Annotated in this window: 24 protein-coding genes; 12 read left to right on the top strand and 12 right to left on the bottom strand. The window is 53.4% G+C overall.

All coding sequences use genetic code 11. The annotated features are described in order from the left end of the window. Positions 1-144 precede the first annotated feature (144 nt). Positions 145-3,258: a bifunctional diguanylate cyclase/phosphodiesterase gene (locus ACN06F_RS15735; RefSeq protein ID WP_433924263.1), complete on the top strand. Its 3,114-nt coding sequence runs from the start codon at positions 145-147 to the stop codon at positions 3,256-3,258. On the opposite strand, the gene ACN06F_RS15730 is transcribed toward ACN06F_RS15735, so the two are convergent. From ACN06F_RS15730 to ACN06F_RS15710, 5 genes are read right to left on the bottom strand one after another with little or no spacing between them, the layout of a single operon-like run. Next, on the bottom strand, positions 3,238-4,257 hold the full coding sequence (locus ACN06F_RS15730) for a CobW family GTP-binding protein (protein ID WP_433924262.1): 1,020 nt from the start codon (positions 4,255-4,257) through the stop codon (positions 3,238-3,240). The genes ACN06F_RS15735 and ACN06F_RS15730 overlap by 21 nt on opposite strands. 3 nt (positions 4,258-4,260) lie before the next feature. Further along, positions 4,261-5,268 carry a GTP 3',8-cyclase MoaA gene (moaA, locus tag ACN06F_RS15725; protein ID WP_245846666.1) on the bottom strand — a complete coding sequence of 336 codons (1,008 nt, stop codon included), beginning with the start codon at positions 5,266-5,268 and terminating at the stop codon, positions 4,261-4,263. Further along, positions 5,265-6,518 carry a molybdopterin molybdotransferase MoeA gene (gene moeA, locus ACN06F_RS15720; RefSeq protein ID WP_433924261.1) on the bottom strand — a complete coding sequence of 418 codons (1,254 nt, stop codon included), beginning with the start codon at positions 6,516-6,518 and terminating at the stop codon, positions 5,265-5,267. Before moeA ends, moaA begins: the two co-directional genes overlap by 4 nt. Next, on the bottom strand, positions 6,515-7,150 hold the full coding sequence (gene mobA, locus ACN06F_RS15715) for a molybdenum cofactor guanylyltransferase MobA (protein ID WP_433924260.1): 636 nt from the start codon (positions 7,148-7,150) through the stop codon (positions 6,515-6,517). The genes moeA and mobA overlap by 4 nt, the downstream gene beginning before the upstream one ends. Beyond that, positions 7,147-8,004 carry a formate dehydrogenase accessory sulfurtransferase FdhD gene (locus ACN06F_RS15710; protein ID WP_433924259.1) on the bottom strand — a complete coding sequence of 286 codons (858 nt, stop codon included), beginning with the start codon at positions 8,002-8,004 and terminating at the stop codon, positions 7,147-7,149. Before ACN06F_RS15710 ends, mobA begins: the two co-directional genes overlap by 4 nt. Positions 8,005-8,150: 146 nt before the next feature. On the opposite strand from ACN06F_RS15710, the gene ACN06F_RS15705 reads away from it, so the two are divergent. The 11 genes from ACN06F_RS15705 to ACN06F_RS15655 all read left to right on the top strand — a co-directional run bounded on the left by ACN06F_RS15705 (position 8,151) and on the right by ACN06F_RS15655 (position 18,873). Beyond that, entirely contained in the window at positions 8,151-8,591 is a 441-nt protein-coding gene (locus tag ACN06F_RS15705) for a DUF3305 domain-containing protein (RefSeq protein ID WP_433924258.1), read from the top strand. Continuing rightward, the gene (locus ACN06F_RS15700; protein WP_433924257.1) at positions 8,588-9,211 is read left to right on the top strand and encodes a DUF3306 domain-containing protein; all 624 of its coding nucleotides are present in this window, start codon (positions 8,588-8,590) and stop codon (positions 9,209-9,211) included. Before ACN06F_RS15705 ends, ACN06F_RS15700 begins: the two co-directional genes overlap by 4 nt. 187 nt (positions 9,212-9,398) lie before the next feature. Continuing rightward, positions 9,399-11,117, top strand: a complete 1,719-nt coding sequence (locus ACN06F_RS15695) for a 4Fe-4S binding protein (RefSeq protein WP_433924256.1) — start codon at positions 9,399-9,401, stop codon at positions 11,115-11,117. A 4-nt stretch (positions 11,118-11,121) separates the two neighbouring features. Then, complete coding sequence (locus ACN06F_RS15690) at positions 11,122-11,775, top strand: TorD/DmsD family molecular chaperone (protein WP_433924255.1); 654 nt, start codon at positions 11,122-11,124, stop codon at positions 11,773-11,775. 79 nt (positions 11,776-11,854) lie between these two features. Further along, on the top strand, positions 11,855-12,058 hold the full coding sequence (locus ACN06F_RS15685; protein WP_083007239.1) for a twin-arginine translocation signal domain-containing protein: 204 nt from the start codon (positions 11,855-11,857) through the stop codon (positions 12,056-12,058). Between the two features lie 24 nt (positions 12,059-12,082). Next, entirely contained in the window at positions 12,083-14,935 is a 2,853-nt protein-coding gene (locus ACN06F_RS15680; protein ID WP_433924254.1) for a molybdopterin-dependent oxidoreductase, read from the top strand. Between the two features lie 73 nt (positions 14,936-15,008). Beyond that, positions 15,009-15,623, top strand: coding sequence for a formate dehydrogenase FDH3 subunit beta (gene fdh3B / locus ACN06F_RS15675; protein ID WP_009722867.1), 615 nt, complete (start codon positions 15,009-15,011; stop codon positions 15,621-15,623). Positions 15,624-15,634: 11 nt separating this feature from the next. Continuing rightward, the gene (locus ACN06F_RS15670) at positions 15,635-16,738 is read left to right on the top strand and encodes a formate dehydrogenase subunit gamma (protein ID WP_433924253.1); all 1,104 of its coding nucleotides are present in this window, start codon (positions 15,635-15,637) and stop codon (positions 16,736-16,738) included. Between the two features lie 87 nt (positions 16,739-16,825). Continuing rightward, the gene (locus ACN06F_RS15665) at positions 16,826-17,152 is read left to right on the top strand and encodes a DUF1244 domain-containing protein (RefSeq protein ID WP_038478565.1); all 327 of its coding nucleotides are present in this window, start codon (positions 16,826-16,828) and stop codon (positions 17,150-17,152) included. A gap of 4 nt (positions 17,153-17,156) precedes the next feature. Next, on the top strand, positions 17,157-17,675 hold the full coding sequence (gene moaB, locus ACN06F_RS15660; RefSeq protein WP_038478562.1) for a molybdenum cofactor biosynthesis protein B: 519 nt from the start codon (positions 17,157-17,159) through the stop codon (positions 17,673-17,675). Then, the gene (locus tag ACN06F_RS15655) at positions 17,668-18,873 is read left to right on the top strand and encodes a molybdopterin molybdotransferase MoeA (RefSeq protein ID WP_433924252.1); all 1,206 of its coding nucleotides are present in this window, start codon (positions 17,668-17,670) and stop codon (positions 18,871-18,873) included. Before moaB ends, ACN06F_RS15655 begins: the two co-directional genes overlap by 8 nt. Here the strand turns inward: ACN06F_RS15655 and ACN06F_RS15650 are convergent. From ACN06F_RS15650 to cheB, 7 genes are read right to left on the bottom strand one after another with little or no spacing between them, the layout of a single operon-like run. After that, on the bottom strand, positions 18,856-19,272 hold the full coding sequence (locus tag ACN06F_RS15650; RefSeq protein WP_051626365.1) for a hypothetical protein: 417 nt from the start codon (positions 19,270-19,272) through the stop codon (positions 18,856-18,858). The two genes, ACN06F_RS15655 and ACN06F_RS15650, sit on opposite strands and share 18 nt — an antisense overlap. A 4-nt stretch (positions 19,273-19,276) precedes the next feature. After that, positions 19,277-19,864 carry a chemotaxis protein CheW gene (locus ACN06F_RS15645; RefSeq protein ID WP_433924251.1) on the bottom strand — a complete coding sequence of 196 codons (588 nt, stop codon included), beginning with the start codon at positions 19,862-19,864 and terminating at the stop codon, positions 19,277-19,279. Further along, positions 19,861-21,606, bottom strand: coding sequence for a diguanylate cyclase (locus ACN06F_RS15640; RefSeq protein ID WP_433924250.1), 1,746 nt, complete (start codon positions 21,604-21,606; stop codon positions 19,861-19,863). Before ACN06F_RS15640 ends, ACN06F_RS15645 begins: the two co-directional genes overlap by 4 nt. 54 nt (positions 21,607-21,660) lie before the next feature. Further along, positions 21,661-22,017: a response regulator gene (locus tag ACN06F_RS15635; protein WP_198349461.1), complete on the bottom strand. Its 357-nt coding sequence runs from the start codon at positions 22,015-22,017 to the stop codon at positions 21,661-21,663. A gap of 25 nt (positions 22,018-22,042) precedes the next feature. Further along, positions 22,043-24,178 carry a hybrid sensor histidine kinase/response regulator gene (locus tag ACN06F_RS15630; RefSeq protein ID WP_120386284.1) on the bottom strand — a complete coding sequence of 712 codons (2,136 nt, stop codon included), beginning with the start codon at positions 24,176-24,178 and terminating at the stop codon, positions 22,043-22,045. Next, positions 24,178-25,545 carry a CheR family methyltransferase gene (locus ACN06F_RS15625; protein WP_433924249.1) on the bottom strand — a complete coding sequence of 456 codons (1,368 nt, stop codon included), beginning with the start codon at positions 25,543-25,545 and terminating at the stop codon, positions 24,178-24,180. The genes ACN06F_RS15630 and ACN06F_RS15625 overlap by 1 nt, the downstream gene beginning before the upstream one ends. Beyond that, a complete protein-coding gene (gene cheB / locus ACN06F_RS15620; RefSeq protein ID WP_433924248.1) occupies positions 25,542-26,609 on the bottom strand; it encodes a chemotaxis-specific protein-glutamate methyltransferase CheB in 1,068 nt (355 codons plus the stop codon). The genes ACN06F_RS15625 and cheB overlap by 4 nt, the downstream gene beginning before the upstream one ends.

Raw genomic sequence — 26,609 nt, 5'->3', positions numbered from 1 at the left:
TTTTGCTGAAAATAGATATACATCAAAAACAAGCCGCGCCACTATTTAGCACCGCTTACGAGGAGCCGCTGTGGTCTATCTTTCACCGTTCTTTTTATACTGTATCAGGTGTGCTTCGGGATATCTGAATAAGGCCTACATATAATGCTGCTACCTCGCAGTGATCGGGTAACTAACAAAAGCCAGACAATGCTTGGCTTTCGGCGCCAAAAACAGCGCGTTATTACGCTCTATATTTTGTCGTTATGTATGATGATTGCGCTGTTTGGCTGGTTGCTCAAAGGCCAATATCACCAAGAAGTTAATGCGGCTGAATCCCGCGTGATTGCCCGTGCGAATGTGGTGTCAGAATGGGTGAAAGGCATGTTTGGGCAGAGCAGCCAAGGTTTGTTTAGTCTGGCCGAGCTGTTGGATGTTCAGCAAGCAAACGATTCGGAGTTGGATAGTTTAGGGGCGGAAAGTGCAACTGCCGTCCAGCGAGCGCTAGACAATCTTACCGAGTACGTGCCACTGATCGATAGTGTTAGTGTCTTAGACCCTCAGGGGCGCCTACGTCTAAGCAGTAACGATAATCGACATGTTGGGGAGGGGGTTGGCGACAGCGCTTTTTTCCGCACCTTTCAACAAGGTGGCCAAGACGAAATGATGACGCCGCTTATTTGGTCGGCAAGCAAGCAGCGTTTCTTTCTCTACCATGGCAGGCGTCTAGTGAATGACCAGGGTGATTTCGCTGGTGTGATTATGTCTCGCATCATGCCGCATATCCTCAATAGTGCGCTGCAGCAAATGCGACTGTACGACGGTGAGAGTATGGCACTGATAGATGAAAATCTAAAAGTGGTTGCTCGGCACCCGGCTCCCCATGAAGGAATGCTCATTGGTAGCCAACTTGATGCACCTGAGACACAGCAGTGGTTAAACAGCGGTAATCTTGATCGGACATTAACCGCGATCTCGCCCCTTGACGGAAGTAAACGCTTATTTCACATGCAACGCATTAGTGACTATCCGGTATTTGTTGCAGTGGGCGTTGACCTTCATACGCTGATGACAGGATGGCGCCAGCGTTTGCTGGTGTTATTGTTGGTCGCTGGTTTGATTACGCTATTGGGAGCCTGGGGCGTTCGCCACTACCTAAACCGCCTCGCGTTAGCTTATCAACTACATGAGCGAATAAAAGAACGAGAGCTAGCAAGAGCCGAAGCGCAAGCGCGCGGGGCGCGTATGGATGCCCTAGTCCACTCGATCCAGGATTTGATTTTTGTATTTGATGTGGAAGGGCGCTTTAGCTATATCCATGCGGTTTCCCCTGAGCAGCTACTTGTTCAAAGCCAAGATGCGCTGGGGAAACACTTTTCACATGTTTTACCTGTTCCCTTAGCTCGTGCATTTGCCGCCGTTTTTGAGCGAGTACAGCAGTTGCATAAAGTAGAAAGATTTGAGTATCCGCTGACCATTGATGCACAGCCACACCATTTTCATGCCACCGTGAGTCCGCTAATAAGTAGTGCTGGACAGTTTGAGGGAGTGTTATCGGTGAACCGTGATATTACCGAAGCGAAGCGCGCAGAAGTAGAGCTGCAGATTGCCGCGGCTGCTTTTCAAGCCCACCTGGGTATCATAGTGGCGGATGCACGGGGAAATATTTTAAAAGTTAATGAGACGTTTAAGCGTATAACCGGCTATAGCGAAGCTGAGGTGATCGGTAAGAACCCGCGTATGTTTAGCTCTGGCCACCATAACGCAGCGTTTTATCGTCGTTTGTGGAAGCGGGTGATAACCACAGGAAGTTGGGAGGGAGAAATCTGGAATCAGCGCAAAAATGGTGAGCTGTTCCCTGAGTGGCTGACGATCAGTGCTGTTTACGATGCAGACGGAGTGCTCACCAATTACGTTGCCACGATGAGTGATATAAGTGAGCGTAAAGCCGCTGAGCAAGAGATCCATCAGCTCGCGTTTTACGATCCATTAACGGGCTTCGCAAATCGACGCCTGTTTATGGACAGAATGGAGACAGCACTAAAAGAGTTAAACCGCCATCAGCGATGTGGGGCGTTGTTGGTGATTGATATTGACCGTTTCAACCATATTAACGATACCCTGGGGCACCTCGCCGGCGATCAGCTGCTTCAGCGGGTTGCCCAGCGGTTTGGCCAAATGTTGCGCGATACCGATACGTTGGCTCGTCTGGGTAGTGATGAATTTGCAGTGCTTATTGAGGGCGTGGATGGAAGCCCTCGCCGGACACGCCGCTTAGCAGAGCATATTGCCCAGAAACTTCTGGTGGCACTTGATGAGCCGATTAGCTTTTCTGAAGAGCAAGTCATGGTGACCGCATGCGTTGGGATTACGGTTGTGTCCGATAGCCAGCGAAGCGCCGAAGACTACCTTCAGCAGGTCGATATGGCCTTATTACAGGCGAAAGCGAGTGGGCGTCATGCCATACGCTTTTTTGATCCTTCGATGCAGGCTACGCTACTGGCACGGGTTAAGCTTGAAGCCGACTTGCGGCAGGCATTGGAGAGTCATCAATGGCGTCTCTATTACCAGCCTCAGGTTAATCGCCTTGGTCACTTTGCGGGAGTTGAGGCACTGCTGCGCTGGCAGCACCCAGAGCGTGGCATGGTTTCACCTGGCGAGTTTATTCCGCTATTAGAGAGTACCGGGCTGATTAATGAGGTTGGTGAATGGGTCATTGAAGTTGCATGCCATCAGCTAGCTTGCTGGGCAGCAACGCCACACCTGCGTGAACTGACGATTTCCGTGAATATCAGCCCACTGCAGTTTCGCGATAGCGATTTTTTATCTCGCTTACAGCAGGTTTTTATGCGTACAAAAGCACCGCTTGAGCGCCTCAAGCTTGAGGTTACCGAGTCGCTGTTTGTGGAAGCGCGCGACGATGCCCGTGACAAAATGCTTAGCCTGAAAGCCCAAGGTGTGCGTTTTTCTCTGGATGACTTTGGCACTGGCTATTCATCGCTGGCCTATCTTGCGCAGTTGCCACTTGATCAGCTTAAGATCGATCAGTCGTTTGTCCATCAAGTGTTAGAAAGCAGTGCTAATGCGGCCATTGTGGAGAGTACGATTGCCCTGGCAAAAAGCTTAAATCTTGATGTCATTGCCGAAGGCGTCGAATCAGAGAGCCAGAAAGCGTGGTTGCTGGCTCATGGCTGCCAAGCTTTTCAAGGCTATTTATTTGGACGCCCTATGCCGATAGATGCTATCGAGAAAGCGTTCTTAGCCCAACAGCGCTCCTGATGATTGCAGTTCTGTCAGTAAATTGGTGTGGGTATCAGCGTCATTATCAGGGGTAATCACTTCAAGCCGTGAATCCTGCCGCCAGGCGCTATTGCCGAGACTAAGTGTTCCATCGGCTCGATTGAGCTGCTTCCAGCCCTGCTCGGTATGAAAGACGCCTTTTACTCGCGCAGATGAGGGAAACTCACCTAAGTGGGCGGCCAAACGATCAAGGTCAAAGCGTTCGCTGGGGTGCCAACGGAGGCCTGTGCTGGTGTATCCAAGGGAGCTAGCCGTCTTGTGTTGAGGTTGGCCCAGCGGAGGGGCTGCATCAAAAAAAGCGCCTTCCAGCGTGGGGGTTGTTATCATTTGACGATGCGTATCAGGAACAGTGGTATCTTTTTGGGCACGGGTCTGGGTGCTGTTCAACAGTAGCGATAGCGGCATAGTGCCATGCTCACTGCGATGAACCCACTTGCGTGGTGGCCAGAGTTCCGTCGCAAACCGCTGCGCCTGCTCATGTTGTTCGCTACTAGCTTGCTCACCCATCGTAATGGCGATGGCATCGGCCATGGCCAACTGATCTTGAAAGGTCTCGTGTTCACGGACCCGAGATTCATCTAACCGGCGCGGATCTAGGGTGGCAATAATATCGTGAACGGCCACAACACCTTGAAAGGCTTCGCCGCGCAGCAAGTCGAGTAAGCCAGCTGGGTGGCCCAGTCCCGAAGGCTCAATAATGACGCGGTCTGGTTTGTTGCGGGCGAGCAAATTGACCAGTGCAGCCTGCAGCACAAAGGCCAGCTGGCAGCATAGGCAGCCACCGGGGAGCCCCTTGACGACGACATCGCCGCGTTGTTCAAACATTGCTTGATCAATGCCAATTTGGCCAAACTCATTGACTAAAATGGCCCACTTCTCATCCACAGGCTTTTGCTCGATTAGGCTGTGGATAAGTGTGGTTTTACCGCTGCCGAGAAAGCCAGTAATGATATGCACTGGCACGCGAGTGGCTGACAACCTTTAACCCCCTGTCATATTCATAAAGCGCACCACCTGGACATCGCCATCGGTAGTAAAGTGATGGCGCTCGGGCTTGAGCGGCAAAGCATTAATAATGGCGGTTTTCAACGCCTGCATATTGCCAGGATGCCGGCGCAGTACGGCACGCAAATCGACCGAGTGTTCATTGCCGAGGCAGAGCAGTAGACGGCCTTCAACGGTTACCCGAACGCGGTTGCAGCTATCGCAAAAGTTGTGACTATGGGGCGAAATAAAGCCAATCCGACTGCTGCTATCGGCCATTTTAAAATAGCGCGAAGGCCCAGGTGTGGTTTCCGTTGACGGCATGAGTGGGTAGCGTGTCTCGATCAGCGCTTGAACGTCGTCACTAGAGTAAAAGGTCTCGGCCCGCGAGTGATCAGACACATCGCCCAGCGGCATCTCTTCGATAAAGCTGATATCCAGCCCTTCTTGGCGAGCGAACGTGACGAGGTCCAGCACTTCATCATCATTGCGCCCCTTGAGAATCACAGCGTTAAGCTTGATGCGTGAAAAGCCAGCTTCTTTAGCGGCGTGAATGCCGTCAATCACTTTCGCTAACTCACCTGTCCGAGTCAGCTGTTTGAAGCGCTCGGGGTCAAGAGAGTCGAGGCTGATATTGAGCCTGCGCAGCCCCCCTTGATAGAGCCGTTTGGCGTGTTTACGCAGACTGGCCCCGTTCGTGGTCATGGTGAAGTCGTTGAGCCCTGGCAGCGCGCCAATGTCGTCCACGAGCTGCTCAATGCCTTTACGCACTAGCGGCTCGCCACCGGTTAAGCGGATTTTCTCAACGCCTAATTCGGTAAACGCTTGAGCCACCATGGCGAGTTCTTCCAGCGTAAGCACCTGAGCTCTTGGCAGGAAGGTCATCTCTTCGCTCATGCAGTAAACGCAGCGAAAGTCGCAGCGATCTGTCACGGAAATGCGTACATAACTGACACGGCGTCCGAAATCATCAATGAGTTTTTCGGCAATTGGTTGTTTGGTCATTGCCACCTCGTCAGTGGTTGGATGCAGACTGCGTCGCCTGGCTGGGCACCTGCTTGATCATCACCCAGTTCAATCAGGCAGTTAGCAGCTACCATCGAGGTTAAAATCCCAGACCCCTGCGCTCCGGTACTACGTACCTGCAGCACACCGTGAGCATCGCTTGAATAAATGCCACGTATAAAATCGGTGCGCTTTAGGCGACTTTTTAGCGGAGTTTGGGTAATGGCTGTTAAACGCCTCGGTGGAACGAAGGGTTGATTTTGTAAACGCTCCAATAATGGCACCACGAATTGGCTAAAGGTTACCATGACCGCGACGGGGTTGCCGGGTAAGCCGACAAATGGTTTGCGCGATTCACCCAGCCAACCGCAGGCCATGGGGCGTCCGGGTCGCAGCGCCACGCGCCAAAAAGCTAATTGGCCTAATGTTTCCAATGCTTCCCTGGTGTAATCGGCGTGGCCGACAGAAACGCCCCCACTGGTAATGACTAAATCACACTGCTTGGCTGCGCTAGCCAGGGCGTTTTGAATGGTGGTGGGGTCATCAGGCAAAATGCCTAGATCCATCACTTCAGCACCCTGTTCGTTGAGCAAGCCCATCAAGGTAAAACGATTGGTGTCGTAAATGCCTGCGCTGGGCAGCGCTTCGCCAGGGGGAGTGACCTCATTTCCAGTAGAGAAAATCGCCACCTTTGGGCGCCTGAAAACACAAACCTCACCATAGCCCAGTGAGGCTATTAACCCCAAACAGGCGGCATCTAGACGTGTGCCAGCTAGCAGTGCTACCTCGCCTAGGGCAATATCTTCCCCCGCTTGGCGCACATGCTGACCATGGCTAACCCGGTCAGGGGAATCAATGGTGACACTGCCGTCATGCTCGCTAAGCTGCTCGCGCATGATGACGGTGTCGGTGCCTGACGGTAAGGGAGCGCCGGTGGTAATGCGTACGCACTGGCCGAGAGGTACGCTGCCTTCAAACGCCTGTCCGGCAAAGGCATCGCCTGCAATCGACCATTTGGCTTGATGAGGTTGCTCATCTTGCCACGCCAGGGCGATACCATCCATGGCTGCATTGGTATTCTGTGGCACATTAATTGGCGCGCTAATATCAGTGGCTAACCGCCTGCCATAGGCTTGACTAAGCGCTACCGATTCTACCGCAACGGGCTGCTCAACCAAGGTCAGCAGTGCTTCCCGCGCTGCGTCAACGCTGAGCATTTGCTCACCGAGTTCGAAGCACGATAGGCTCATAGTGCTTCCTTTGAGGCCGGATCTTTAGAGGAAGTGCTTAGTGTAAGTTCCAGACGAGCTTTTTCTTCTTCAGTATTGAGATTGGCAAACGTTTCCGGGCAATCCGACATATCGATCTTGCACCATGAGTGGCGAGCGTACCAGCGGTCGATTTTACGTTCGCCCTCAGCCAGCGCGTTCGCTAGGTCATCGGCAAGCGAGGTGCGCAGCAGCGCGACGACTGGGTGCAGGCGCTCGCCGTCATACGCAACGGCGATATTGTGTTCACCACTCGCTGAGGTGATGCCCGCCACCATACGCGCCACGAGGTCATTAGGTAGGGCAGGTGAGTCGCAAGGGGCAACCAGTAGCCAGGGTGTTTTAGCAGCGCGTAGGCCACTATAAATGCCCATCAAGGGGCCTTTAAAGCCACCTTCCGCGTCCTCAATAACCCGGGTTGCAAACAGTGCATAGGCATCAGTGTTGCGATTGGCGTTGATCAGTAGTTCAGAGACATGGCCATCAAAGCGCTTAGCTACATGGGCCACGAGCGGTAGCCCAGCGAAGGGTTCAAGGCCTTTGTCACGGCCACCCATACGGCGGCCTTCGCCGCCCGCGAGAATCATGCCAGTGAGGGTTTGCGGGGTGATCATATACCGGCCTCCTTAGACGTGCGCGCACTGGGTGGTTTGGCTGGGATAGCATCTAACGTTAGGCGGTTAGCGGTATTAATCGCCTGGAAGTTTTTGCCTTTAGCCCGAGCAATCAGCATCACGCCGAAGCGTTCCGCCAGCTCCACACCTTTTTGGGTCACCCCTGAACGTGAAACCAGCACGCTGATCCCCATTTGCGCCACTTTCAACACCATTTCGGAAGTTAGGCGGCCAGTAGTATAGAAAATATCAGCACTACTGCTTTCGGCCTGGTTGAGCCACTGGTGGCCTGCCAGGGTATCCACCGCATTGTGACGTCCGACATCTTCAACGAAGTCGAGCACGCGGCTTTGCTGGCACAGCGCGCAACCGTGTACTGCTCCCGCGCTGCGATAGGTCTCGTTGTAGGTATTCAAATTGGTTAGTAATTGATAAAGCGTTGATTGCGCCAGCGGTGTCTCAGATAACGCAGAGAGCGATGTTTGTTCCAGTAATTTGCCGAACACGGTCCCCTGACCGCAACCCGTGGTGACGGTACGGGTACTTAGCCGGTTGTCTAAATCGTCAGGTAAATAATTGGTGACGACAGCGGCGGACTCCACCTCCCAATCCACCTGTACCGCCAATAAATCTTCCGCGCGACGCAGCAATCCCTGGTTGCGTAGGTAGCCCACCACCAAGGCTTCAGGGTCATCGCCCAGCGTCATTAGCGTGACAATTTCACGCTTATTGAGATAAACCGTCAGCGCGCGCTCTGCGGCGATGGCTTGTTGGCGAGAGTCGCCGTAAGCATCCAGCACATCGATTGTCGTCGTGGCCGGTAAGCGGGCTCGGCTTAACTGAAGGGCGGGCATCCGCAATCCTCGTTGGAACCTAGTGAAGAATCATGTAACGCATACATGTAAATTATAATAGTTGAGTAAAACACTCTGAGTTGACGATGATGGCGCTCAAAAGGCTTACTTGTCTACCCATTCAAGGTCTAAGGTGGTCTATCCGTATGAGTGAGAATCTGCGCTCTTTGAGCATTACCTTGGTGGCAGAGCCCAAGCAGGTGAGGGGCTTTACCTTAACGCAATGGCGTATCGCTGAGCTCACGCCTGGTGAGCAAGGTGACTATGTGCTTAGCCTTCAACTGTCGATGACAGAGCGAGCGGCCTACCGCTTTAACCTCACGTCAGCAACCCCGCGTCTTTTTGTTCGCGCTGGTTTTACCGGCCAAGCGCCCAAGCCTGATGCTATTACCGCAAGCCAAGATGTAGCAGCAGGTTGGCTTGATGGTGAACAACAGGTACTCGAAGCATCGATGCCGATGGCGATTCAGGTATGGCTGGAAAGCTATTTAGCGCGTCATGGTGAAGCACCACCAGAAAAGCGCAAAAAGAAGCATAAGGGAGCCGGTCGGGCTAAAGAAACCCCGAACAAGGAGCAGCCCCAGTGAGCAGACTTGAACGCTGGTCACGTAAAAAGCGTGGCGTTGAAAGCGACGAAGCAGACGCAGCATTAGATAACCCTCCCAACGGCAGCGCAGAGCCGAATTCAGAGCTAGGGCTAGAGGCCGATGCGCTAAGTGCTACTTCCAGCGATACTGAATCGTTGGATGCAGAGGCTAGCGTTGATGACGCGCCCCCCCTTCCTGGCAGCTTGGATCACACTTTACCCGACCCTGATCACTTACCGGCAGGCAGTGATTTCAGCGCGTTCATGGCACCAGGTGTTAGCGCTGCACTGCGCCGCCGTGCCCTAAAAAGACTATGGGCCACCGGTAACTACAACGTGCGCGATGGGTTGGATGACTACGATGCTGATTATCGCCAGCAGCTTAAGCCTATGGCTACTGAACTGGCAGGCAAACTGCGCCGTTGGGCAAACAAAGCGGAAGAGGCCGTAGATAGGCCCGCAGAAGCAGACGATGAGAACATCGCAGATGACGACACTACTACCCCACCTGAAGAAATTGATGCCTGTACAAGTGATAGTGATTTTGTACAAAAAACGTCACTAGACGACCAGTCTGATTCGTCCAATAGCAAGGTAGACGAATGTATTAGTAAAGAATAAATTTTTTATAAACAGCTGGTTATGGTGATTATGGTGATGAGGCGTTGAGACGCCAATGCGCTTTAAAGTGGCAAAAAACGCCTAGGCACCATACGCTCAAGGTAGAGAAAGCGCTAAGATATGCCATTAAAGTAAAAAAACATGACTTTTAATTATAAAAAAAACGACTTTCTGACCGTGAGAATGCATGAACCAACGAATCCAACTGGCATCGGTAGATGACCAGATTAACGTCACCGCCCGCGAAGCGGTACGCCAGCGTATCTCGTGGCCGGTTAACTTAACGCCTGCTAACGTGACTTATCACAGCCGCGGCCATGCGCTGTTGATGGGTAATTCACATGAGGTTAGCCAAGCTGCCCGAGTGTTACAGGGTCGTGGCTTGGCATCGTTGACGCTGCTGACAACTGATTCTGCAGTTGATTTAGCGGCTGCCAGCGAGCCTCTCATCTGCCAAACGCTAAACGATACTCAGCAATCCCAACTGCGAATCACTGGTTATCTTGGTGCCTTTCGCGTTGAAATAGCGCCCGCGGATAGCGACACGCTCAATCTGGCTCAAGCACTAATTGAGCGTGACGTGTTTGATGTGGTGCTCGACTTAACGGCAGCAGGCTCGTCGAACAGTACTCAGTCATGGGAAATCCCCCCGCCAGGCTATGTGTGTCTGGATTGGTTAGCCCAAGAAACTCAGCGCGGTGAGGTTCTGGAAAGCGTTATTGAACTCGTCGGTGAATTCGATAAACCGCGTTATTTCCAGGTTAATAGTGATCTCTGTGCACATTCTGCGAGTGGCAATGTTGGCTGTACGCGCTGTTTGGATGTTTGCCCTGCAGATGCTATTTCCAGTATTCAGGGACGTATTGAATCGCGTATTGAAATTGACCCGTTCCTGTGCCAAGGGGTGGGCAGTTGTACTAGTGCTTGCCCTACCGGTGCGATTGAATTTCGCCTGCCGGAAACTCGTCGTCAGCAAGACACCTTAGCGACGTGGTTGGCTGCCTACCGCGAGGCGGGTGGTCAAGCGCCTGTGATGCGTTTTGTCACCCATGACTCTCTTGATGCTGAACGCAAAGCAGGTGTTGTGACGCCAGGCCACTTGCTTGATGTCCCGCTTGAAGAGCTGGGTGCTGCTGGCCACGATCAGTGGCTTACCGCGCTGGTGAACGGGGCAGCTGAAGTACGTATTCAGTTGCACGATGAGATGCCGCCTCGTTTAACCACGTTCATCACCCATCAAGTCGCCCAAGCCCACGGCCTGCTAGAAGCGCTGGGGCATGACACTACGCGGATTAAGCTGCTGCAGCCGGAGCCGACTGATGAGCGCGATGCACTTCCCACGCTTACGCCCTTAACCGCCGCTGCGCTGACCTTTACCGAGCCTCATAAGCGTGCCCGCTTTAATCAAGTGCTAGCAACACTGACGGCACTTGGAGCGCCTAGCAATGACCGGCATAGCATGCCTGAAGGGGCAGCTTATGGCGGCATTCAAGTAGATCGTGAAGCCTGCACGCTCTGCCATGCCTGCGTTAGTAATTGTCCGACGCCGGCATTGAAAGCAGGAGGCGATACACCAGCGCTAAGTTTCTTGGAGTCAGACTGTGTGCAGTGCGGGCTATGTGAACAGGCGTGCCCTGAAAGCGCGATTACGCTGCTTCCTGGTTTTTTGGCTGCACCGGAACGCGACACACGGCACATTTGCCACGAAGAGGCGGCTTTTGAGTGCATTGGCTGCGGCAAGCCGTTTGCCACTGCCAGTACGATAGCAACGATCAAAGCGAAGCTAGCTAATCACCCCTATTTCGCGGGCGATGCGCTAGCGCGGCTAGAAATGTGCGAGGACTGTCGGGTCAAAGATGTCTGGAAAACTATGATCCGTGACCCGGATGCGCAACTAAAGGTGTAAAGCAATGAGTGATGCAATGCCCACACTTAGCGATACCGACGCACTGCGGGCCGATATTTATCAGCTTTTAGCCAGCTTGCTACGACAGGCACCTGACAGTGAGTTATTAGCGTGGCTAGCCAGCCTAGACATTGAGCAAGACGGCAGCCGACTGGCTGAGTGTTGGGCAGCGCTCTCAAGTGCTGCTGGCCAAAGCAGTGTAGATAGCCTTCAGCGTGCCCACTTTCGTCTTCTTGTTGGCGTTATTCAGGGCGAGGTAGTGCCTTACGCGTCTTGGTACCGCAACGGGGAATTAATGGAGGCAGCATTAGTTGCCCTGCGTCAGGATCTTCGGGCGCTGGGGTTTGAGCGTAGCGAGCATACCCGCGAGCCAGAAGATCATTTGGCTGCTATATGTGAGGTCATGGCGATGCTGATTACGTCACAAAGTAGCGAGCAGAGCTACTTCTTCCAGCAACACATGGCTCCCTGGTCAACGCGCTGTTTTGACGATCTCACTAACGTAGACACTGTTTTTTACGCATCGCTTGGTCAGTTGGGCGGCGCGTTTATGGAAAGCGAGCAGGCAACGTTGAGCGAAAGAGCGGCCTATCAAGCGGTGCGTATTGTGGAGCCAACGACAAACGCAACCGGCGCGGCGCGCGACGTCACACCGTGAGTGGCAGTGCGCAGTGGTAAGCGAATAATTGGGCCTACGGGCCATGCATAAGAAAAAGGGCATGATAGAGGAGAAACCCATGCACACGTCACACAACCCTGAGCGCCGCCGGTTTATGAAAACCGTTGGACTAGGAACCGCCGCTGCCGGTGCGGCCGCCGCAGTAGGTCACGTCACGCTAGCTCAAGCCGATAACACCGCGTCGATTGAGCCTAAAAAACAAACAACGAATTACCACGAAACCGACCATATTCGCGCGTATTATGCGTCGCTGCGTGATTGACGGCAAAATGCCAGGAGAACTGCCATGCGTCTAACTCGCAAAACTAATACTCCCAACGCTTCAGGGCTTGGAATCTCCCGTCGTCAATTTTTAAAGCGTAGTGGCGTTGCCACCGGTGGTGTAGCAGCTGCAGGCTTTATGGGCGCGCCAATGATGCAGCGCGCTGAGTCGGCGAATAAAACCCCCGTATTAGACTCACCCGTTGAGACCAAACGCACCATTTGTTCCCACTGTTCGGTTGGCTGTGGTGTCTATGCAGAAGTTCAAGAAGGCATTTGGACAAAACAAGAGCCCGCTTTCGACCACCCGATTAACCGCGGTGCTCACTGTGCCAAAGGGGCCTCCTTACGCCAGCACGGTCACTCCACCCGTCGCCTAAAATACCCCATGAAGCTAGTGGCTGGTGAATGGCAGCGACTGAGTTGGGACGACGCGGTTAATGAAATAGGCGACAAGCTGCTTGAACTGCGTGAAGCCCACGGACCAGACAGTGTTTACTGGCTTGGCTCGGCCAAGTTCAGTAACGAGCAGGCGTATTTGATGCGCAAGCTGGCCTCCATGTGGGGCACTAACAACACAGATCACCAAGCGCGAATTTGTCACTCCACCACCGTGGCAGGTGTTGCTAACACCTGGGGTTACGGGGCGATGACCAACTCGCTCAATGATATGCAGAACAGCAAGGCGATTCTGTTTATCGGCTCCAACCCGAGTGAAGCTCACCCGGTCGCGATGCAGCATATTCTCATTGCTAAAGAGCGTAATAACTGCGACATCATCGTCGCGGATCCACGCTTTACGCGTACCGCAGCAAAAGCCAATAAATACGTACGCCTGCGTCCTGGCTCTGACGTCGCTTATATCTGGGGCTTGTTGTGGCACATCTTTGAGAACGGCTGGGAAGACAGTGAGTATATCAGCCAGCGTGTTTACGGTATGGATGAGGTGCGTGCAGAGGTGGCTCAGTTCACGCCGAGTGTCGTGGAAGACATTACTGGCGTACCGGAAGCGGATATGTTCGATGTGGCCAAGCGGCTTGCTGACAATCGTCCGGGCTGCGTGGTCTGGTGTATGGGCGGTACCCAGCACACCACCGGTAACAACAACACCCGCGCGTACTGCATTCTAGAGCTGGCGCTGGGCAATATTGGTAAGTCCGGTGGTGGTGCCAACATTTTGCGGGGCCACGATAACGTACAGGGGGCTACCGACCTCGGCCTTGGCTGTGACTCGTTACCGGGCTATTACGGTTTGGCTGAAGGCGCATGGCAGCACTGGTCCCAGGTGTGGAATGTCGATTATGAGTGGCTAAAAGGCCGCTTTGACGATACCGAGTACGCTGATGGAAAGCCGATGTACTCCAGCGGTATTACCGTATCCCGCTGGGTAGACGGTGTACTGGAAGAGGATGAAAATATCTCCCAGCGCACCGCGCTAAAAGCGATGTTCTACTGGGGGCACGCGGTCAACTCGCAAACCCGCGGCGTGGAGATGCAAAAAGCCATGCAGAAGCTCGAGATGATGGTCATTGTTGACCCTTATCCCACGGTTGCCTCGGTAATGCATGACCGCTCTGATGGTGTTTATCTGCTGCCTGCAGCGACCCAGTTTGAAACTACTGGCAGCGTGACGGCAACCAACCGCTCTATTCAGTGGCGCGACAAAGTCATTGAGCCGCTATTTGAATCAAAGCCTGATCACGAAATTATGTACCTATTTGCCAACAAGCTTGGCTTTGGTAATGAGTTCGTGAAGAACTTTGAGATGAACGGCAACGAGCCTCTGATTGATGACGTGTTGCGTGAAATCAACCGTGGTATGTGGACTGTTGGCTACACCGGCCAAAGCCCTGAGCGCCTCAAAGAGCACCAGAAAAACTGGCATACCTTCAGCTTTCAGAACTTGCGTGCCCAAGGTGGCCCTGCCGACGGTGATTACTACGGCCTGCCGTGGCCGTGCTGGGGCACACCAGAATTTAATCACCCTGGCTCACCCAACCTCTATGACACTAGCGTGCCGGTAATGGAAGGCGGTATGGGTTTCCGTGCCCGTTTTGGCATTGAGCGTGACGGCGTTAATTTGCTGGCTGAGGGCTCGGCGCCAGTAGGTGGCGAGATTGATGACGGTTACCCCGAGTTTACCGACCAACTGCTTAAAGACCTCGGTTGGTGGGATGATCTGACTGACGTTGAGAAAACGGCCGCGGAAGGTAAAAACTGGAAAACCGACCTCTCAGGCGGTATCCAGCGGGTGGCGATTGGTCGTGGTTGCGCGCCTTATGGCAACGCGAAAGCGCGCGCTGTGGTATGGACCTTCCCAGATGCGGTGCCGAAACACCGCGAGCCGCTATACACCACCCGTCGCGATCTGGTCGAACGCTATCCCACCTGGGACGACTTTGACTCGATTATGCGTCTGCCCACGCTGTATAAAACCATTCAGGATCGCGATAACAGCGCTGATTATCCGATTATTCTCACGTCGGGTCGATTGGTCGAATACGAGGGAGGCGGTGAAGAAACACGCTCGATGTCGTGGCTGGCCGAGCTACAGCAAGAGATGTTTGTCGAGATGAACCCCGCGGATGCTAATGACATTGGCGTACGTGATGGCGACGACGTATGGGTTGAAGGTGCTGAAGGTGGCCGAGTGAAGGTGAAAGCCTTGGTCACGCCTCGGGTTGATCGCAAGGTTGCCTTTATGCCGTTCCACTTTGGCGGCATGTTCCAGGGCGAGAGCTTGCGGGATCGTTATCCGGATGGGTCTGCCCCGTACGTCATTGGTGAGGCGGCTAACACAGCCACCACCTATGGCTATGACCCGGTGACACTGATGCAGGAAACAAAGTGCACCATCTGCCGAATTGAGCGGGCTTAAGCCAATAAACGTCTCGACCGACCTGACAGAGCCCAGCGCGGGTAAATGCTCGCGCTGGTGAGAGGAGAACACCATGGCTCAAATGAAATTTATGTGTGACGCCGAGCGCTGCATCGAGTGCAACGGCTGTGTCACCGCCTGTAAAAATGCCAACGATGTAGAGTGGGGTATCCAGCGTCGCCGGGTGGTCACACTTAACGACGGCGAAGCGGATGAGATGTCGATTTCAGTGGCTTGTATGCATTGCGACGATGCGCCATGCATGGCGGTATGTCCGACTGACTGCTTCTATAAAACCGATGATGGCATCGTGCTGCACGATAAAGACCTGTGCATTGGTTGTGGCTACTGCCTTTATGCGTGCCCCTTTGGCGCACCGCAGTTTCCACAACAAAATGCATTTGGCGAGCGCGGAAAAATGGACAAGTGCACATTCTGTGCAGGCGGCCCCGCCGAGAGCAAAGAGGAGGAGTACGAGAAGTACGGCTCCAATCGCATCGCGGAAGGTAAGCTGCCGCTATGTGCGGAAATGTGCTCTACCAAAGCCCTTCTAGCGGGTGATGCGCAAGATGTTGCCGATATCTTCCGTCAGCGTGTCGTCCATCGTGGCCATAAAGATGGTGCTTGGTCGAATAACCCCCAGGCCAGTACTGACAACCTTGCCTACGATGCTGCCCGTAAAGGGTAAGGAGGCGTGTCATGACCACGACCACAATGACACCAGAGGCGCCTGCGCTAGCGTTCTGGGTAAGGGCGTTTTTCCAGCGCTGTTGGCGTATCGGCATTCTGTTACTGCTGCTGGCTGCCAGCCTTAGCATGTCCCAACTAGCGGTTGCCCAGGCTGACACAGACCACGAGATGGTGACCGCTGCTCCAGGTATTAGTGCAGATCAGTGGCGCCAGGTGCGCAGTGGTGAAACAGGGCCTAACTACCGCGACTCGCGTTTTGACAGTAACTACAATCTGATCAATTCAAGTGGCGAAACTTGGCGGCAGATCCGAAACCGTTGGGTGTCGCCGTTTGGTTTGATTGCGATTGGCGGGATGATCGTGGTGATTGCGCTGTTCTACTTTATGGTTGGGCGCAAACATCTTGATGAGCCGCGCACAGGACGTAAGCTTTTTCGCTGGTCGTTGCTAATGCGTTCGCTGCACTGGACCGTTGCCACCCTGTTTATCACCTTGGCGTTAACAGGGTTGAATCTGCTGTTTGGTAAGTTTGTGTTCCGCACGCTGTTTGGCGACGCCGTCTGGGCATGGATGATTTCAGCTTCCAAAGTGCTGCATAACTATCTTGGCCCGATATTCGGTGTGCTACTCGTTGTACTGTTAATTAGCTTGCTGAAAGACAATATTCCTAAGAAGCATGACTGGGTATGGTTTAAAAAGGCAGGTGGATTAACAGGCAAGCACCATCCTGACGCGGGTTTTGCCAACGGTGGCGAAAAAGCGTGGTACTGGCTATTAGCCACTGCTGGCTTGGTGGTGATCGCGAGTGGTTTTGTGCTCGACTTCCCCAACTATGGCCAAGGCCGCGATACCATGCAGTGGGCCAACATCATCCATGCGGTGGGTGCGCTTGGTCTAACGGCTGTCGCGCTGGGCCATATCTATATTGGTACTGTTGGTACGGAAGGCTCACTGGAAGGTATGACCACTGGCTATGTCGATGAAACCTGGGCCAAAGAGCACCACAACTTGTGGTACGAGGAGGTCAAAGATACAGCTATGAGCGAAGAGGAAATCGCGGCACAAAAAACGGGCAGCAGTAGTGGCGATGTTTCCGCTACCAAACCTAGCTAGCCGGTTCGCTTAATTGCCACTCGACACCGCCTTCGGGCGGTGTCTTTTGTTATGCTGCTCTCAAGCCACTTGATAAGAGGATCGCCAATGTCATCGTTTAATGAATTAGACCAAACGACGCGTACGGAACTAGAAGCCGCCGCGTTTCGTCGTTTGTTACAACATTTAGACGACAATAAGGATGTGCAGAACATCGATCTGATGATTCTGGCGGATTTTTGTCGTAACTGCCTGTCTAAATGGCTCGTAACGGCGGCAGACGAACAGGGTAAAACGCTGGACTATGAGGCTGCCCGGGAATATGTCTATGGAATGCCCTACAGTGAATGGAAAGCTCACTACCAGGGTGCCGCAACGCCCGAGCAGTTGGCGGCTCTAGATGCTCGCCAAGCTCAGAAAACAGCCAAGGAGTAAGTCCATGGACAGCATGGAATCCTTGAAAATAGCGGTGTTGACCATATCTGATACACGCACGGATGAGACTGACCGCTCCGGCCAAGCGCTGGTGCAGCGTTTAACCGAGGCTGGGCACACCCTGGCAGAGAAACGCATCGTGCCGGATGACGTCTACCAAATTCGTGCGGTAGTCGCTCAGTGGATTGCCGACGCAAATGTACAGGTAGTGATTACCACGGGCGGTACAGGTTTTACTGGCCGAGACTCGACGCCGGAGGCTGTATCGGTACTGCTGGATAAGCGTATCGAAGGCTTTGGCGAGCGTTTTCGCCAACTGAGCGGCGATGAGATTGGTAGTTCGACCATTCAGAGCCGTTGCCTCGGTGGCTTAGCCAACGCTACGGTCGTCTTCTGTCTACCGGGTTCAACCGGCGCCTGCCGTACTGGTTGGGACGGCATTCTGGCCGAGCAGCTCGATAGCCGTCATAAGCCTTGTAATTTCGCCAACCTGGTCATCCCAGGCCGGGGGCAGCATGGCTGAGCTACAGCCGATAAGTGCCGCGCTTGAAGCGCTGTTAGCAGATATCACGCAACTCGGTGCAGAGTGTATACCGCTTGAGGACGCTGCTGGGCGCGTGCTGGCCGAAGCTGTTACCGCTCAGTTAGACGTACCGCCGTTTGATAATAGCGCAATGGATGGCTATGCCCTGCGTGCTAGTGATGCGGGCAAGTGGCTGCCTATCAGCCAGCGTATTGCGGCAGGCAGCCCGGCAGCGCCGCTGATGGAAGGCAGTTGCGCACGGATTTTTACCGGCGGTGAGATCCCCCCAGGGGCCGACTGTGTGGTGATGCAAGAGCGGGTGACTCAGGAGGGGAACAAGGCACTGATGCCGGATGCGCTACCGGTAGGTGATAACGTGCGCCGCCAGGGTCGTGATGTGCGTCGAGGTGAGTTACTGCTGCCTGCTGGTGAATGCTTGGAAGCTGCCGCGTTAGGGCATCTGGCCGGTCAAGGGGTTACCCACGTTAGCGTGCGCCGTCGCCCTCGCATAGCGCTACTGTCGACCGGCGATGAGATCGTTGATCCAGGCACGCCGTTAAAGCCAGGTCAGCTGTATAACTCCAATCGGCCGATGCTTAAGCGCTTGTTGGAGAACTTTGGTGCTGAGGTCGAGCAACTGGTTAGTGTGCCTGACGATTATGCCCAAACGGTCAAGCTATTAACTCAAGCCGCATCCGTCGCCGATGTCGTTGTTAGCACCGGTGGCGTTAGCGTGGGCGAAGAAGACCACGTCAAAGCCGCGCTGGAATCGCTAGGCCAGTTAGATATGTGGAAGCTGGCGATTCGCCCAGGAAAGCCGCTGGCGCTGGGCCGTTTGCCACGCCAAGACGGCAGTGAGGCGCGCTTTGTAGGACTGCCGGGTAACCCTGTTTCTGGGTTTGTGGGCGCGTGGTTGTTTTTACGACCGTTGATGGGTGCGTTACTGGGGTGTTCGGCGTTGAACGCCTTACCTACGCTGACGGCCTCCGCTAACTTCACTACTCAGACCGGCCCACGCCAGCACTATATGCGTGTTGCGCTGCGTTTTAGCGAAGCGGGCATTATCGCCGATGCGTTTGAAGACCAAAACTCAGGCGTGCTGTCATCCTGTATTAGTGCAGATGCGTTAGCGGTGATTGACCCACACCAGCAGGTAGAAAAAGGCACGTTGGTTCGCTGTTTATGGTTGCAGCGTTAGCGCTGGGTCAAGCGCTGCGCCATCAAATAACAAACGTACCGTTTGGTTGGCCATCGTTAAGCCTCGTAGGGCGGGGCTGACGTGGCGTGCGGCAATTAAAGAAGGTAATGGAAACAGCTCCGTTATCGGTGTGTGAGCTAAGACGACGTCGCCAGTAACGCCTAGCTGCCAAGCGCCGTTGGCATCCTGAAGGGTTAGCCAGTGGGTAGGGGCTACGCTCAACAATGGCGCGTTAAGCAACAGGTACTCGGCATTCGCGCAACGCGGTAGGTGGGCCGATTTCGCTAACCCCGCGACGTGGCGTGCTTCGATGGCGGCGAGCGTATGGCCAGCACTAAATAACACTAAAGCAACGTGGGACGCTGCGTCTAAGGAGTGATTCGGCGCGCCAATAGCCATGGGCTTATCCTAGGCCTTGTTGATAGGCGTTGAATAAAGCATCTGGGTCCAGCAGGGCAATGGCCGCGCTGCCTTCTACAGAATCGCCGTTAGTTTCTTTTTCGCCACTCTCTGCTGGCGTTATATCAGGTTGCCAGAGGGCACTCACATAAGGCATCAATTGGCTGGAGAGGGTGTCCGGTGCGGGTTGTAGTGCGCTGGTTGGGATTTCGCAAACATCCTCTAAATAATCGATACGAACAGCGCTGCGAATGCCCGCGGCGGTCACGACTAATAGCATGCCCGTTTGTTCCGCCGGGGGGAGGCCGAGAAGTGCCTGTAGGGTCACCACCGATTCAATGTTGCCGCGCAAGTGAATCACACCTTCCGTAGAAGCAGGCAAGCCAGGCACGAAATAAACCGGTTGATCACCATTCAAAATCTCATTGACCGCACTGCCTGGCAAGGCGAACCGTTGCTCTGCCAGGCGAAATAACACCAACTGCTGGCAAGGTTCGTCCACGTCAATAATCGTGTCATCGTTACTCTGACGTGCTAGTGCCTCCTCGAGAGAGAGAGACTGGTTGTCACGCTGCTGATGGGTGTTGGTCATTGTTTTTTCACACTGGGTTGCTGCGGTTGTGCTTTTCCTTTTGCGTCGCTCTCGTTACTAATGACTACTTGATTACGCCCCTGCCGTTTCGCTAGGTAAAGTGCTTGGTCCGCGCTTAAGCGTAACGCTTCGGTGGAAGGCTGGCTGGGGAAACTGCTAATGCCTGCACTGAAAGTACAGCGAAAGCGCTCTCCGCCAGCATGAAAATCTACTTGTTCGAAATCGTGGCGCAGTTCGTCAATAAGTTCAGCTGCGCGCTTTGCGGTGACCCCTTTTAGCAATACAACAAACTCTTCACCGCCATAACGCCCGATGATATCGGATATGCGCAAGCGGGTTTTTAGCAGCCGTGCTAGCGTGATAATGACTTGGTCTCCCGCTAGGTGGCCGTAGGTATCGTTGACGGTTTTAAAATGGTCAATGTCGAGCATGGCCATCGCATGTTGGCTACCTTCACGATATGCCTGAGCGAGTGTTTTACCGATAAGATCCGTCGTGGTGCTATGGTTATAAAGCCCCGTCATGCTGTCCTGGGTCATCAGCGAGCGCAGTAGATGCAGGCGTTCTGCACGAAGCCGTACCGCAGACACGAGCTCGTCAGGGGTAACTGGCTTGGTAATAAAGGCTTCTACGCCTGCCGTCATGGCTAATAGCTGCTTTTGGCTGTCTGTTTCGCTAGATAGATAAATAATGGGCAGGCCAATATGCGCTGATTGCTGGCGGATAATCGTCGCTAGCTCTTCACCAGAACATACCGGCATATACATATCAATTAACAGTAAGTCAGGGCTAAAGCGGTCCAAGGCGCTTAGCGCGTCAGCAGGGTGATGCACCTGCTGAACAATCATACCGGCTTCTTCAAGCATCAATGAGTGGTAGGTGGCAGCGTCGGGTTCATCATCGACTACCAATACGCGCAGCGGTTCTTCATCCAAGGGGCTAGTGAGCTCGTCAATAGCTAACATTAAATCCAGTGGCTTAATGGGCTTGGTAAAGTACCCATTACAGCCAGCTCGAACAGCGCTCAGTCGTGAATAAAAGTCACCGTAGGACGACAGTACGATGGAGGGCAACCGCTCTCCGATTAATTTATTCAGGCTGGTCAGCGTTTCAGTACCCGCGGTGTTACCTTGAGGAAACTGTACATCCATGATGATCGCGTCGGGGCGGCGGGTAATAACCGCATTAAAAAACGACTCGGTGTCTTCAAAATGAACCACTTCATGCCCAAAACAGCGAAGATGATGTAGCAACTGGTCGACTTGGTCGGGCTCATCGTCACATAAATAAATAAGCCGCTGACGTTTGCTGCGTGTTTGAGGTGCAGCTGATGAAAATTCAACGCTGTTGAGTGATGCCAGCACTGTTTGCTGGCCATGTTGGGACTGTAGGTACTCAATCTCTTCACTGAGCTGCTGAAAAAGCTGAGGAATCAGTCTGTTTATGTCATTAACAGCCTGGTCATCGAAGGCATGGCCAGCAGAAGCAGGCGCCGCCTTGAGTAGCTCTTCGCCTTGATCTGCCAACATGGCAATTCGTTCAAAGCCCAATGAGCGACCGGTACCTTTTAAGCTGTGGAAAAAGCGGTGAAACTCCGGGGCTAGGCGTGACTCTGCCTCCGTTGAAAGCCGGCTTTGTTGCCACTTTGTTGTGGTTTTCTGTAAACGTGCTGGTAGCTGTTCAATAAAGCGTTGGCGCAGCTGGTTCAGCTTTTGTTGCAATGTCGGGGCAGATGGTGACATCAGACTACCTGTTCATGTGAGCGAACGGTGCGCTGTAATGCAAATGGCAAACGTTCAACCGTTGAGCGCTTGAGTCACGGCATTGCCTAACGTGGATTCTAGCTCCGCATCTTTTTGCAGGCAGGCGTTTAAACCAGGCGTCTGCATAAGGGTTGAACTAGGTGAGTCGCCAGTGAGCAAAATAAAAGGCAAAGTAACGTCTTGTTCACGCAGCATTTCCAAGAACTCTACCCCATTGATGAGCGGCATATGCATGTCGCTAACAATAAGCGCGATACTGTCCAAGCTATCTAACAGCTGTGTGGCCTCCATGGCATCATTGGCCATGACCGTTGTATAGCCCTGGAACTCTAGCAGCGTTGCTGTCATTTCACAGGCCAACGGGTCGTCATCTACGACCAATATTTGCATGATTAACCTCCGTCCTGGCGCATGCTCAGCCGAGTAGCGCTTTTAGCGTATCCACCAAATTGTTCTGATCAAAGCTACCTTTGACAATATACGCATCGGCGCCTACTTCAATGCCGCGCCGACGATCTGCTTCTTTTTCTCGTGATGTGATAATGATAATCGGCTTATAACGATAAATCTCATTTTCTCGCAGACTCGCAGTGAGCGCAAAGCCATCCATGACAGGCATTTCAACATCGGTGAGCACTGCATCAAACGAGTCAGCTAAGGCTTTATTCAGACCATCACGGCCATTTTCTGCCAGGGTGACCTGATATCCCCAAGCTTCTAATACATCTTTTTCAATTTCTCGGGTGTTCAGAGAGTCATCGACGACGAGTATACGATGTGTCTGGGGCGGTTGATCCGTTTTAGCTAGCGCTTTCGGGGCATAGCGGCGCGAGTGTTCCAGCAGCGTCGGCACGTGTAATAGGCTAACCAGCGTATTGCGCCCTAGCGTGACCATGCCAGAAACCAGTGGTAAATGGCGTAAATGCGCGGGCAACGGCTTAATTACCATATCGCGTTCATCCACCAAGGCATCAATAATTAGCGCAAGTTTTTGATGACGTTGATGTACGACAAGTAACAGTAAGTTGTCAGCATCAGTGGGCGTATAGGGTAAGTCTAATAATTCCGCTAGTGAAACGACCGGCACGAACTCGTTGCGCAGGATCAGTGTTTTTTGCCCGGCAGCATCAATAAAGTCCGTTGATGCATGCTCTACAAGCTCTGACACATAAGGTGCTGTTACACCTAGCGTGACAGCGCCCACGTTGATCAGGAGAACGCGCATCATGGCTAGCGATAAAGGCAGGCGTAGGGTAAAACAGGTACCTTTGCCTGGATGGCTGGTTAGACGTAAATCACCGTTGAGCTCGTCAATGACCGTACGTTTGACGACATCCATCCCCACGCCACGACCTGAAAAGTCGGTAATCAGGGGTTTGGTTGAGAAGCCGGGTAGGAAAATAAGTTCTAAGGTTTCCTGCTCGGTTAGGGTAAGCAGCAGCTCTTCACTGAGTAGTTGCTTGGAGAGTGCCTTGTGCCGGACCGCATCTAGGGAAATACCCGCGCCGTCGTCACGCATTTCAATCACTACCCAGCTGCCGTCTTGCCAGGCCTCTAGCGATAACTGCCCCCGTATAGGCTTGCCTGTTGCCTGTCGCTCACCGGGTGTTTCCAGGCCATGATCTAACGCATTCCGCAGTAGATGAATGAGCGGGTCCGAGAGGCGATCTATCATCTGTCGGTCCAGCTCAATCTCACTGCCGTGAACACGGCAATTGACTTGTTTGCCTAGCGAATGGGCAAGGTCTCTGGCCATTTGCGATAAGGGGTCAAACACCACGCTCAGCGGCAGCATGCGCATTTGCAGAGCTCGGTCATGGAGATCGCTCATTAGACCGTCGTGGGAAAGCACGCTGTCCTTCAGCTCGCGGCTAAAAGCGTTAAAGGGGGCCTGCTGATGTTTGGGTAACGAGGCGCCAAGGCTGCGTGCCTGTTCTACGAGTGAGTGCAGATGGTGGTGCCCTGATAACACTTCCCCCATCAGGCGAATAACGTCATCTAGGCGGTCAAGACGCACGCGTACCGTGTCTGTTAAGCGTAGCTCTTGAGCCGGAAGAGCAGGGCTTTTCATTGCCGGTGGTGCCGCGTTGAGGGCTGCGTTCTCTGCTTTATCGTCCTCGGATACGGTTGTTTTAGGAGGGAGAGCGGGGGGCGGCTTTCCCGCCGCGGTGTTTTCCAGGGCTTGGCAAAGCTGATTGTCGGCTTCCGCTAGCTCTGCTGGAGAAACGCCTTGGGCAAGTTGGCTAACTAGGTCAGACAGCGCGTCCGTGGCTTGATTAAGGAGGCTCGTGACATCAGGTGAAGCGGTTTGTGTCCCATCGCGTAGTGCGCTTAGCAGCTCCTCTGTACTGTGAGCGATCGCCGTAATGGGCGTCAGTTTCAGCATACGCGAAGAGCCTTTCAGCGTATGTGCCGCACGAAACAGCTCATTGATACGTTCTTGATGGGTATCGCCTTGTTCTAGCGCTTCAATACCTTCTCTTAACCGGGGCAAGTGGTCTGACGCTTCTTCAATAAAGCGCTGAATAAAGCGTTTAATATCCAGTGCCATTAACCCACTCCCTGTGTCGTTGCTTGTGCACCAAGATAGCGAGTTGCCAAAAAGTAGGCATCCCCTGGAGGAATAGGCGGCGCAATGACACTTAATCCACCATCCGCCTGTTTTGACGCGTCCAGTAGGCGAATAACCGCTGCATAGCCACGCTTTCGTTGTCCGGGAGCATCGCTAAGCTCGCCTAGCCGGAAAAGCTCAGCTTGAAAAAAGTGAGCTGGCCAGCACTCAGGAGCAACGTAAATGGCTCGCTTAAAGTAGTCGTAAGCGTCAGCAAAGTTCTGCTGCCAGCGAGCCACTAAACCTGCCAGCAGTAACGCATCCACACTCCAAGGCTGTTGCACTAGAAGGTCAGAAAGTAGCGCGGCTGCTTCTGAAAATGCATTCTGGTTCAGTAAATGATGAGCTTGCTGCAAAGCCGCGTTAAACGATGCCATCGGCTGCTTGTGCTCAGATTCATTCTCAGGTTCATTCTCAGGTGGTTGTGGAGGCGTCTCTGACAACACCGCTAGGGCTGGCAACGGATCGTCGCGATAGGGTGGTTCATCATTTGCAGGTAAGGCACCGGGCAAGGTGTACTCTTGGAAAAAGAACACTCCTTGAGCCTGATGCAGTTCCAAAATGCCCAGGTCGTTGCCTAATGTTTCCGTGACACCGCACATCAAAATCCCGTGTGGTTCCAGCAGTTGCTTTAGGTGGCGCTGTATATCGCGTCGGGTCGCTTCGTCAAAATAGATCGATACGTTGCGAAATAAGATCACGTCGAAGGGGCCAAGCTTGTCAGCGTTTGGCTGTAATACGTTAAATGAGCAAAAGGTGACCCACTGACGAAGCGCATCATCTATTTTTAAGCGTCGGCCCTCTGGGCGAAAATAGCGGTGCTTAAGCGCAGGGTTCAGTGCCCGAAACGACATGCCGCTATAAATGCCTTTTTGAGCTTTATTAAGAACCTGCTGATCAACGTCTCCTCCCGTAATATGAAAGAGTTGCTTGGCACGCTCTCCGTAGCGCTCAAGCAGCGCAATAGCAACACTGTAAGGCTCTTCGCCTGAAGAACATCCAGCGCTGAAAATAGCCAATGGCTGACCTTTTTCAGCCAGCCGCCGCGGGAGGTAGGTATCGGCTAACCAGTGGAGTGCTTCGGGCTCCCGGTAGAAGTAGGTTTCGTTCACCGTTAACTGACTGATAAAGCGATCAAACATCGCTTCGTTTTGCTCTAGTTGTGCAATGAGCTTCGAGGTGTCGTTAATATCAGTGTCTGTTTGAAGTGCCTCTACTGCTTTAACGAGACGAGCTTCAGCGAGGCCCTCTAAGTGCAAACCGCAGCGGCGATGCACCAGGTCCTTGAATGGCGTCAGCGAGCTCATAGCGATTTCGTCCAGGTAGACAACCGTTGCCCACTGGTCTCGCGAATGAGCCTGGCAGGGAGTTCATCAAGGGAAACAATATGCTGGATAACGCCGGCACTAACCGCTTCTTGGTTCATGCCATAAATAACCGAGCTGGCTTCGTTTTGGGCAAAAGTACAGCCTCCCGATAAATGAATAGCGCGCATGCCACTAACGCCATCACGCCCCATGCCCGTTAAAATCACCCCAATAGCCTCTGGGCCATAAACATCAGCTACGCTCGTTAATAGCGCATCGCAACTGGGGTGATAAAGTGAATTATCTGGGCTCTGCTGTAGTTGCAGGCGGTGGGACGGCGTGACACGCAAGTTGCGTTCCGATGGCGATAGATAAATACAGCCTGGCTTTAGCGGTTCACCATGCTGAGCAACGCAAACCGGCATTGAACAGAGCGATGTCAGCCAGTGCGCCATGCCTTCAATAAAGCCATGGCTGATATGCTGGGCAATCACCACAGGTGCAGGAAAGTTGGTCGGCAGCTTGCTAAGTAAATGGGCAAGTGCCTGCGGCCCACCGGTTGAGCAAGCAATGGCGATAATACGCTGAAAAGCTTTCGGCCTATTATGGCGATCAACAGGCGGCGTGTTTACCGGCGCAGCGGGCATGGCGGAGGTTGATCGACGCCGTAGGCGGGTAATAACGGCCACTCCCGAAAGAAGCCGAACACGCGCGAGTAGTCGTTGTGCGTCTTCATCATCAAGAGTCGGCTTCGGCATCACTTCTAACGCGCCAACGTCGAGCGCTCGGTAAGCTGTTTCGGCATCAGAACGATCGCTTACCACCAGGATAGGAACCCCTTTGGTATGCATAATTTCTTCAATGGCGCTGAGGCCGTCCATGACCGGCATATTCAGATCCATTGTGATCAACTGCGGCGATAAGCGGCGGGCAAGTTCCACTGCTTCACGCCCGTTGCTGGCTTCACCAACAATTTCAATGTCGCCATCGCGGGTGAGGATGTCGCGAAGCACATCACGTGCCAGTTGACTGTCGTCCGCCATCACTACCCGAATTACACTCAT

This window comes from Vreelandella sp. 21, assembly GCF_050995515.1.
GTDB classification, from domain to species: Bacteria; Pseudomonadota; Gammaproteobacteria; order Pseudomonadales; family Halomonadaceae; genus Vreelandella; species Vreelandella alkaliphila.
Note: the sequence above shows the minus strand (reverse complement) of the source record. Positions and strands in the feature narration are given on the sequence as shown.

Coding starts and splice junctions, on each gene's coding strand:
- ACN06F_RS15625 (WP_433924249.1), bottom strand. CDS start 25,545: ATGAGCTCGCTGACGCCATTCAAGGACCTGGTGCATCGCCGCTGCGGT.
- ACN06F_RS15695 (WP_433924256.1), top strand. CDS start 9,399: ATGAACCAACGAATCCAACTGGCATCGGTAGATGACCAGATTAACGTC.
- moaB (WP_038478562.1), top strand. CDS start 17,157: ATGGACAGCATGGAATCCTTGAAAATAGCGGTGTTGACCATATCTGAT.
- ACN06F_RS15670 (WP_433924253.1), top strand. CDS start 15,635: ATGACCACGACCACAATGACACCAGAGGCGCCTGCGCTAGCGTTCTGG.
- moeA (WP_433924261.1), bottom strand. CDS start 6,518: ATGAGCCTATCGTGCTTCGAACTCGGTGAGCAAATGCTCAGCGTTGAC.
- moaA (WP_245846666.1), bottom strand. CDS start 5,268: ATGACCAAACAACCAATTGCCGAAAAACTCATTGATGATTTCGGACGC.
- mobA (WP_433924260.1), bottom strand. CDS start 7,150: ATGATCACCCCGCAAACCCTCACTGGCATGATTCTCGCGGGCGGCGAA.
- cheB (WP_433924248.1), bottom strand. CDS start 26,609: ATGAGTGTAATTCGGGTAGTGATGGCGGACGACAGTCAACTGGCACGT.
- ACN06F_RS15690 (WP_433924255.1), top strand. CDS start 11,122: ATGAGTGATGCAATGCCCACACTTAGCGATACCGACGCACTGCGGGCC.
- ACN06F_RS15685 (WP_083007239.1), top strand. CDS start 11,855: ATGCACACGTCACACAACCCTGAGCGCCGCCGGTTTATGAAAACCGTT.
- fdh3B (WP_009722867.1), top strand. CDS start 15,009: ATGGCTCAAATGAAATTTATGTGTGACGCCGAGCGCTGCATCGAGTGC.
- ACN06F_RS15665 (WP_038478565.1), top strand. CDS start 16,826: ATGTCATCGTTTAATGAATTAGACCAAACGACGCGTACGGAACTAGAA.
- ACN06F_RS15645 (WP_433924251.1), bottom strand. CDS start 19,864: ATGACCAACACCCATCAGCAGCGTGACAACCAGTCTCTCTCTCTCGAG.
- ACN06F_RS15680 (WP_433924254.1), top strand. CDS start 12,083: ATGCGTCTAACTCGCAAAACTAATACTCCCAACGCTTCAGGGCTTGGA.
- ACN06F_RS15650 (WP_051626365.1), bottom strand. CDS start 19,272: ATGGCTATTGGCGCGCCGAATCACTCCTTAGACGCAGCGTCCCACGTT.
- ACN06F_RS15640 (WP_433924250.1), bottom strand. CDS start 21,606: ATGTCACCATCTGCCCCGACATTGCAACAAAAGCTGAACCAGCTGCGC.
- ACN06F_RS15655 (WP_433924252.1), top strand. CDS start 17,668: ATGGCTGAGCTACAGCCGATAAGTGCCGCGCTTGAAGCGCTGTTAGCA.
- ACN06F_RS15705 (WP_433924258.1), top strand. CDS start 8,151: ATGAGTGAGAATCTGCGCTCTTTGAGCATTACCTTGGTGGCAGAGCCC.
- ACN06F_RS15735 (WP_433924263.1), top strand. CDS start 145: ATGCTGCTACCTCGCAGTGATCGGGTAACTAACAAAAGCCAGACAATG.
- ACN06F_RS15630 (WP_120386284.1), bottom strand. CDS start 24,178: ATGGCACTGGATATTAAACGCTTTATTCAGCGCTTTATTGAAGAAGCG.
- ACN06F_RS15710 (WP_433924259.1), bottom strand. CDS start 8,004: ATGCCCGCCCTTCAGTTAAGCCGAGCCCGCTTACCGGCCACGACGACA.
- ACN06F_RS15635 (WP_198349461.1), bottom strand. CDS start 22,017: ATGCAAATATTGGTCGTAGATGACGACCCGTTGGCCTGTGAAATGACA.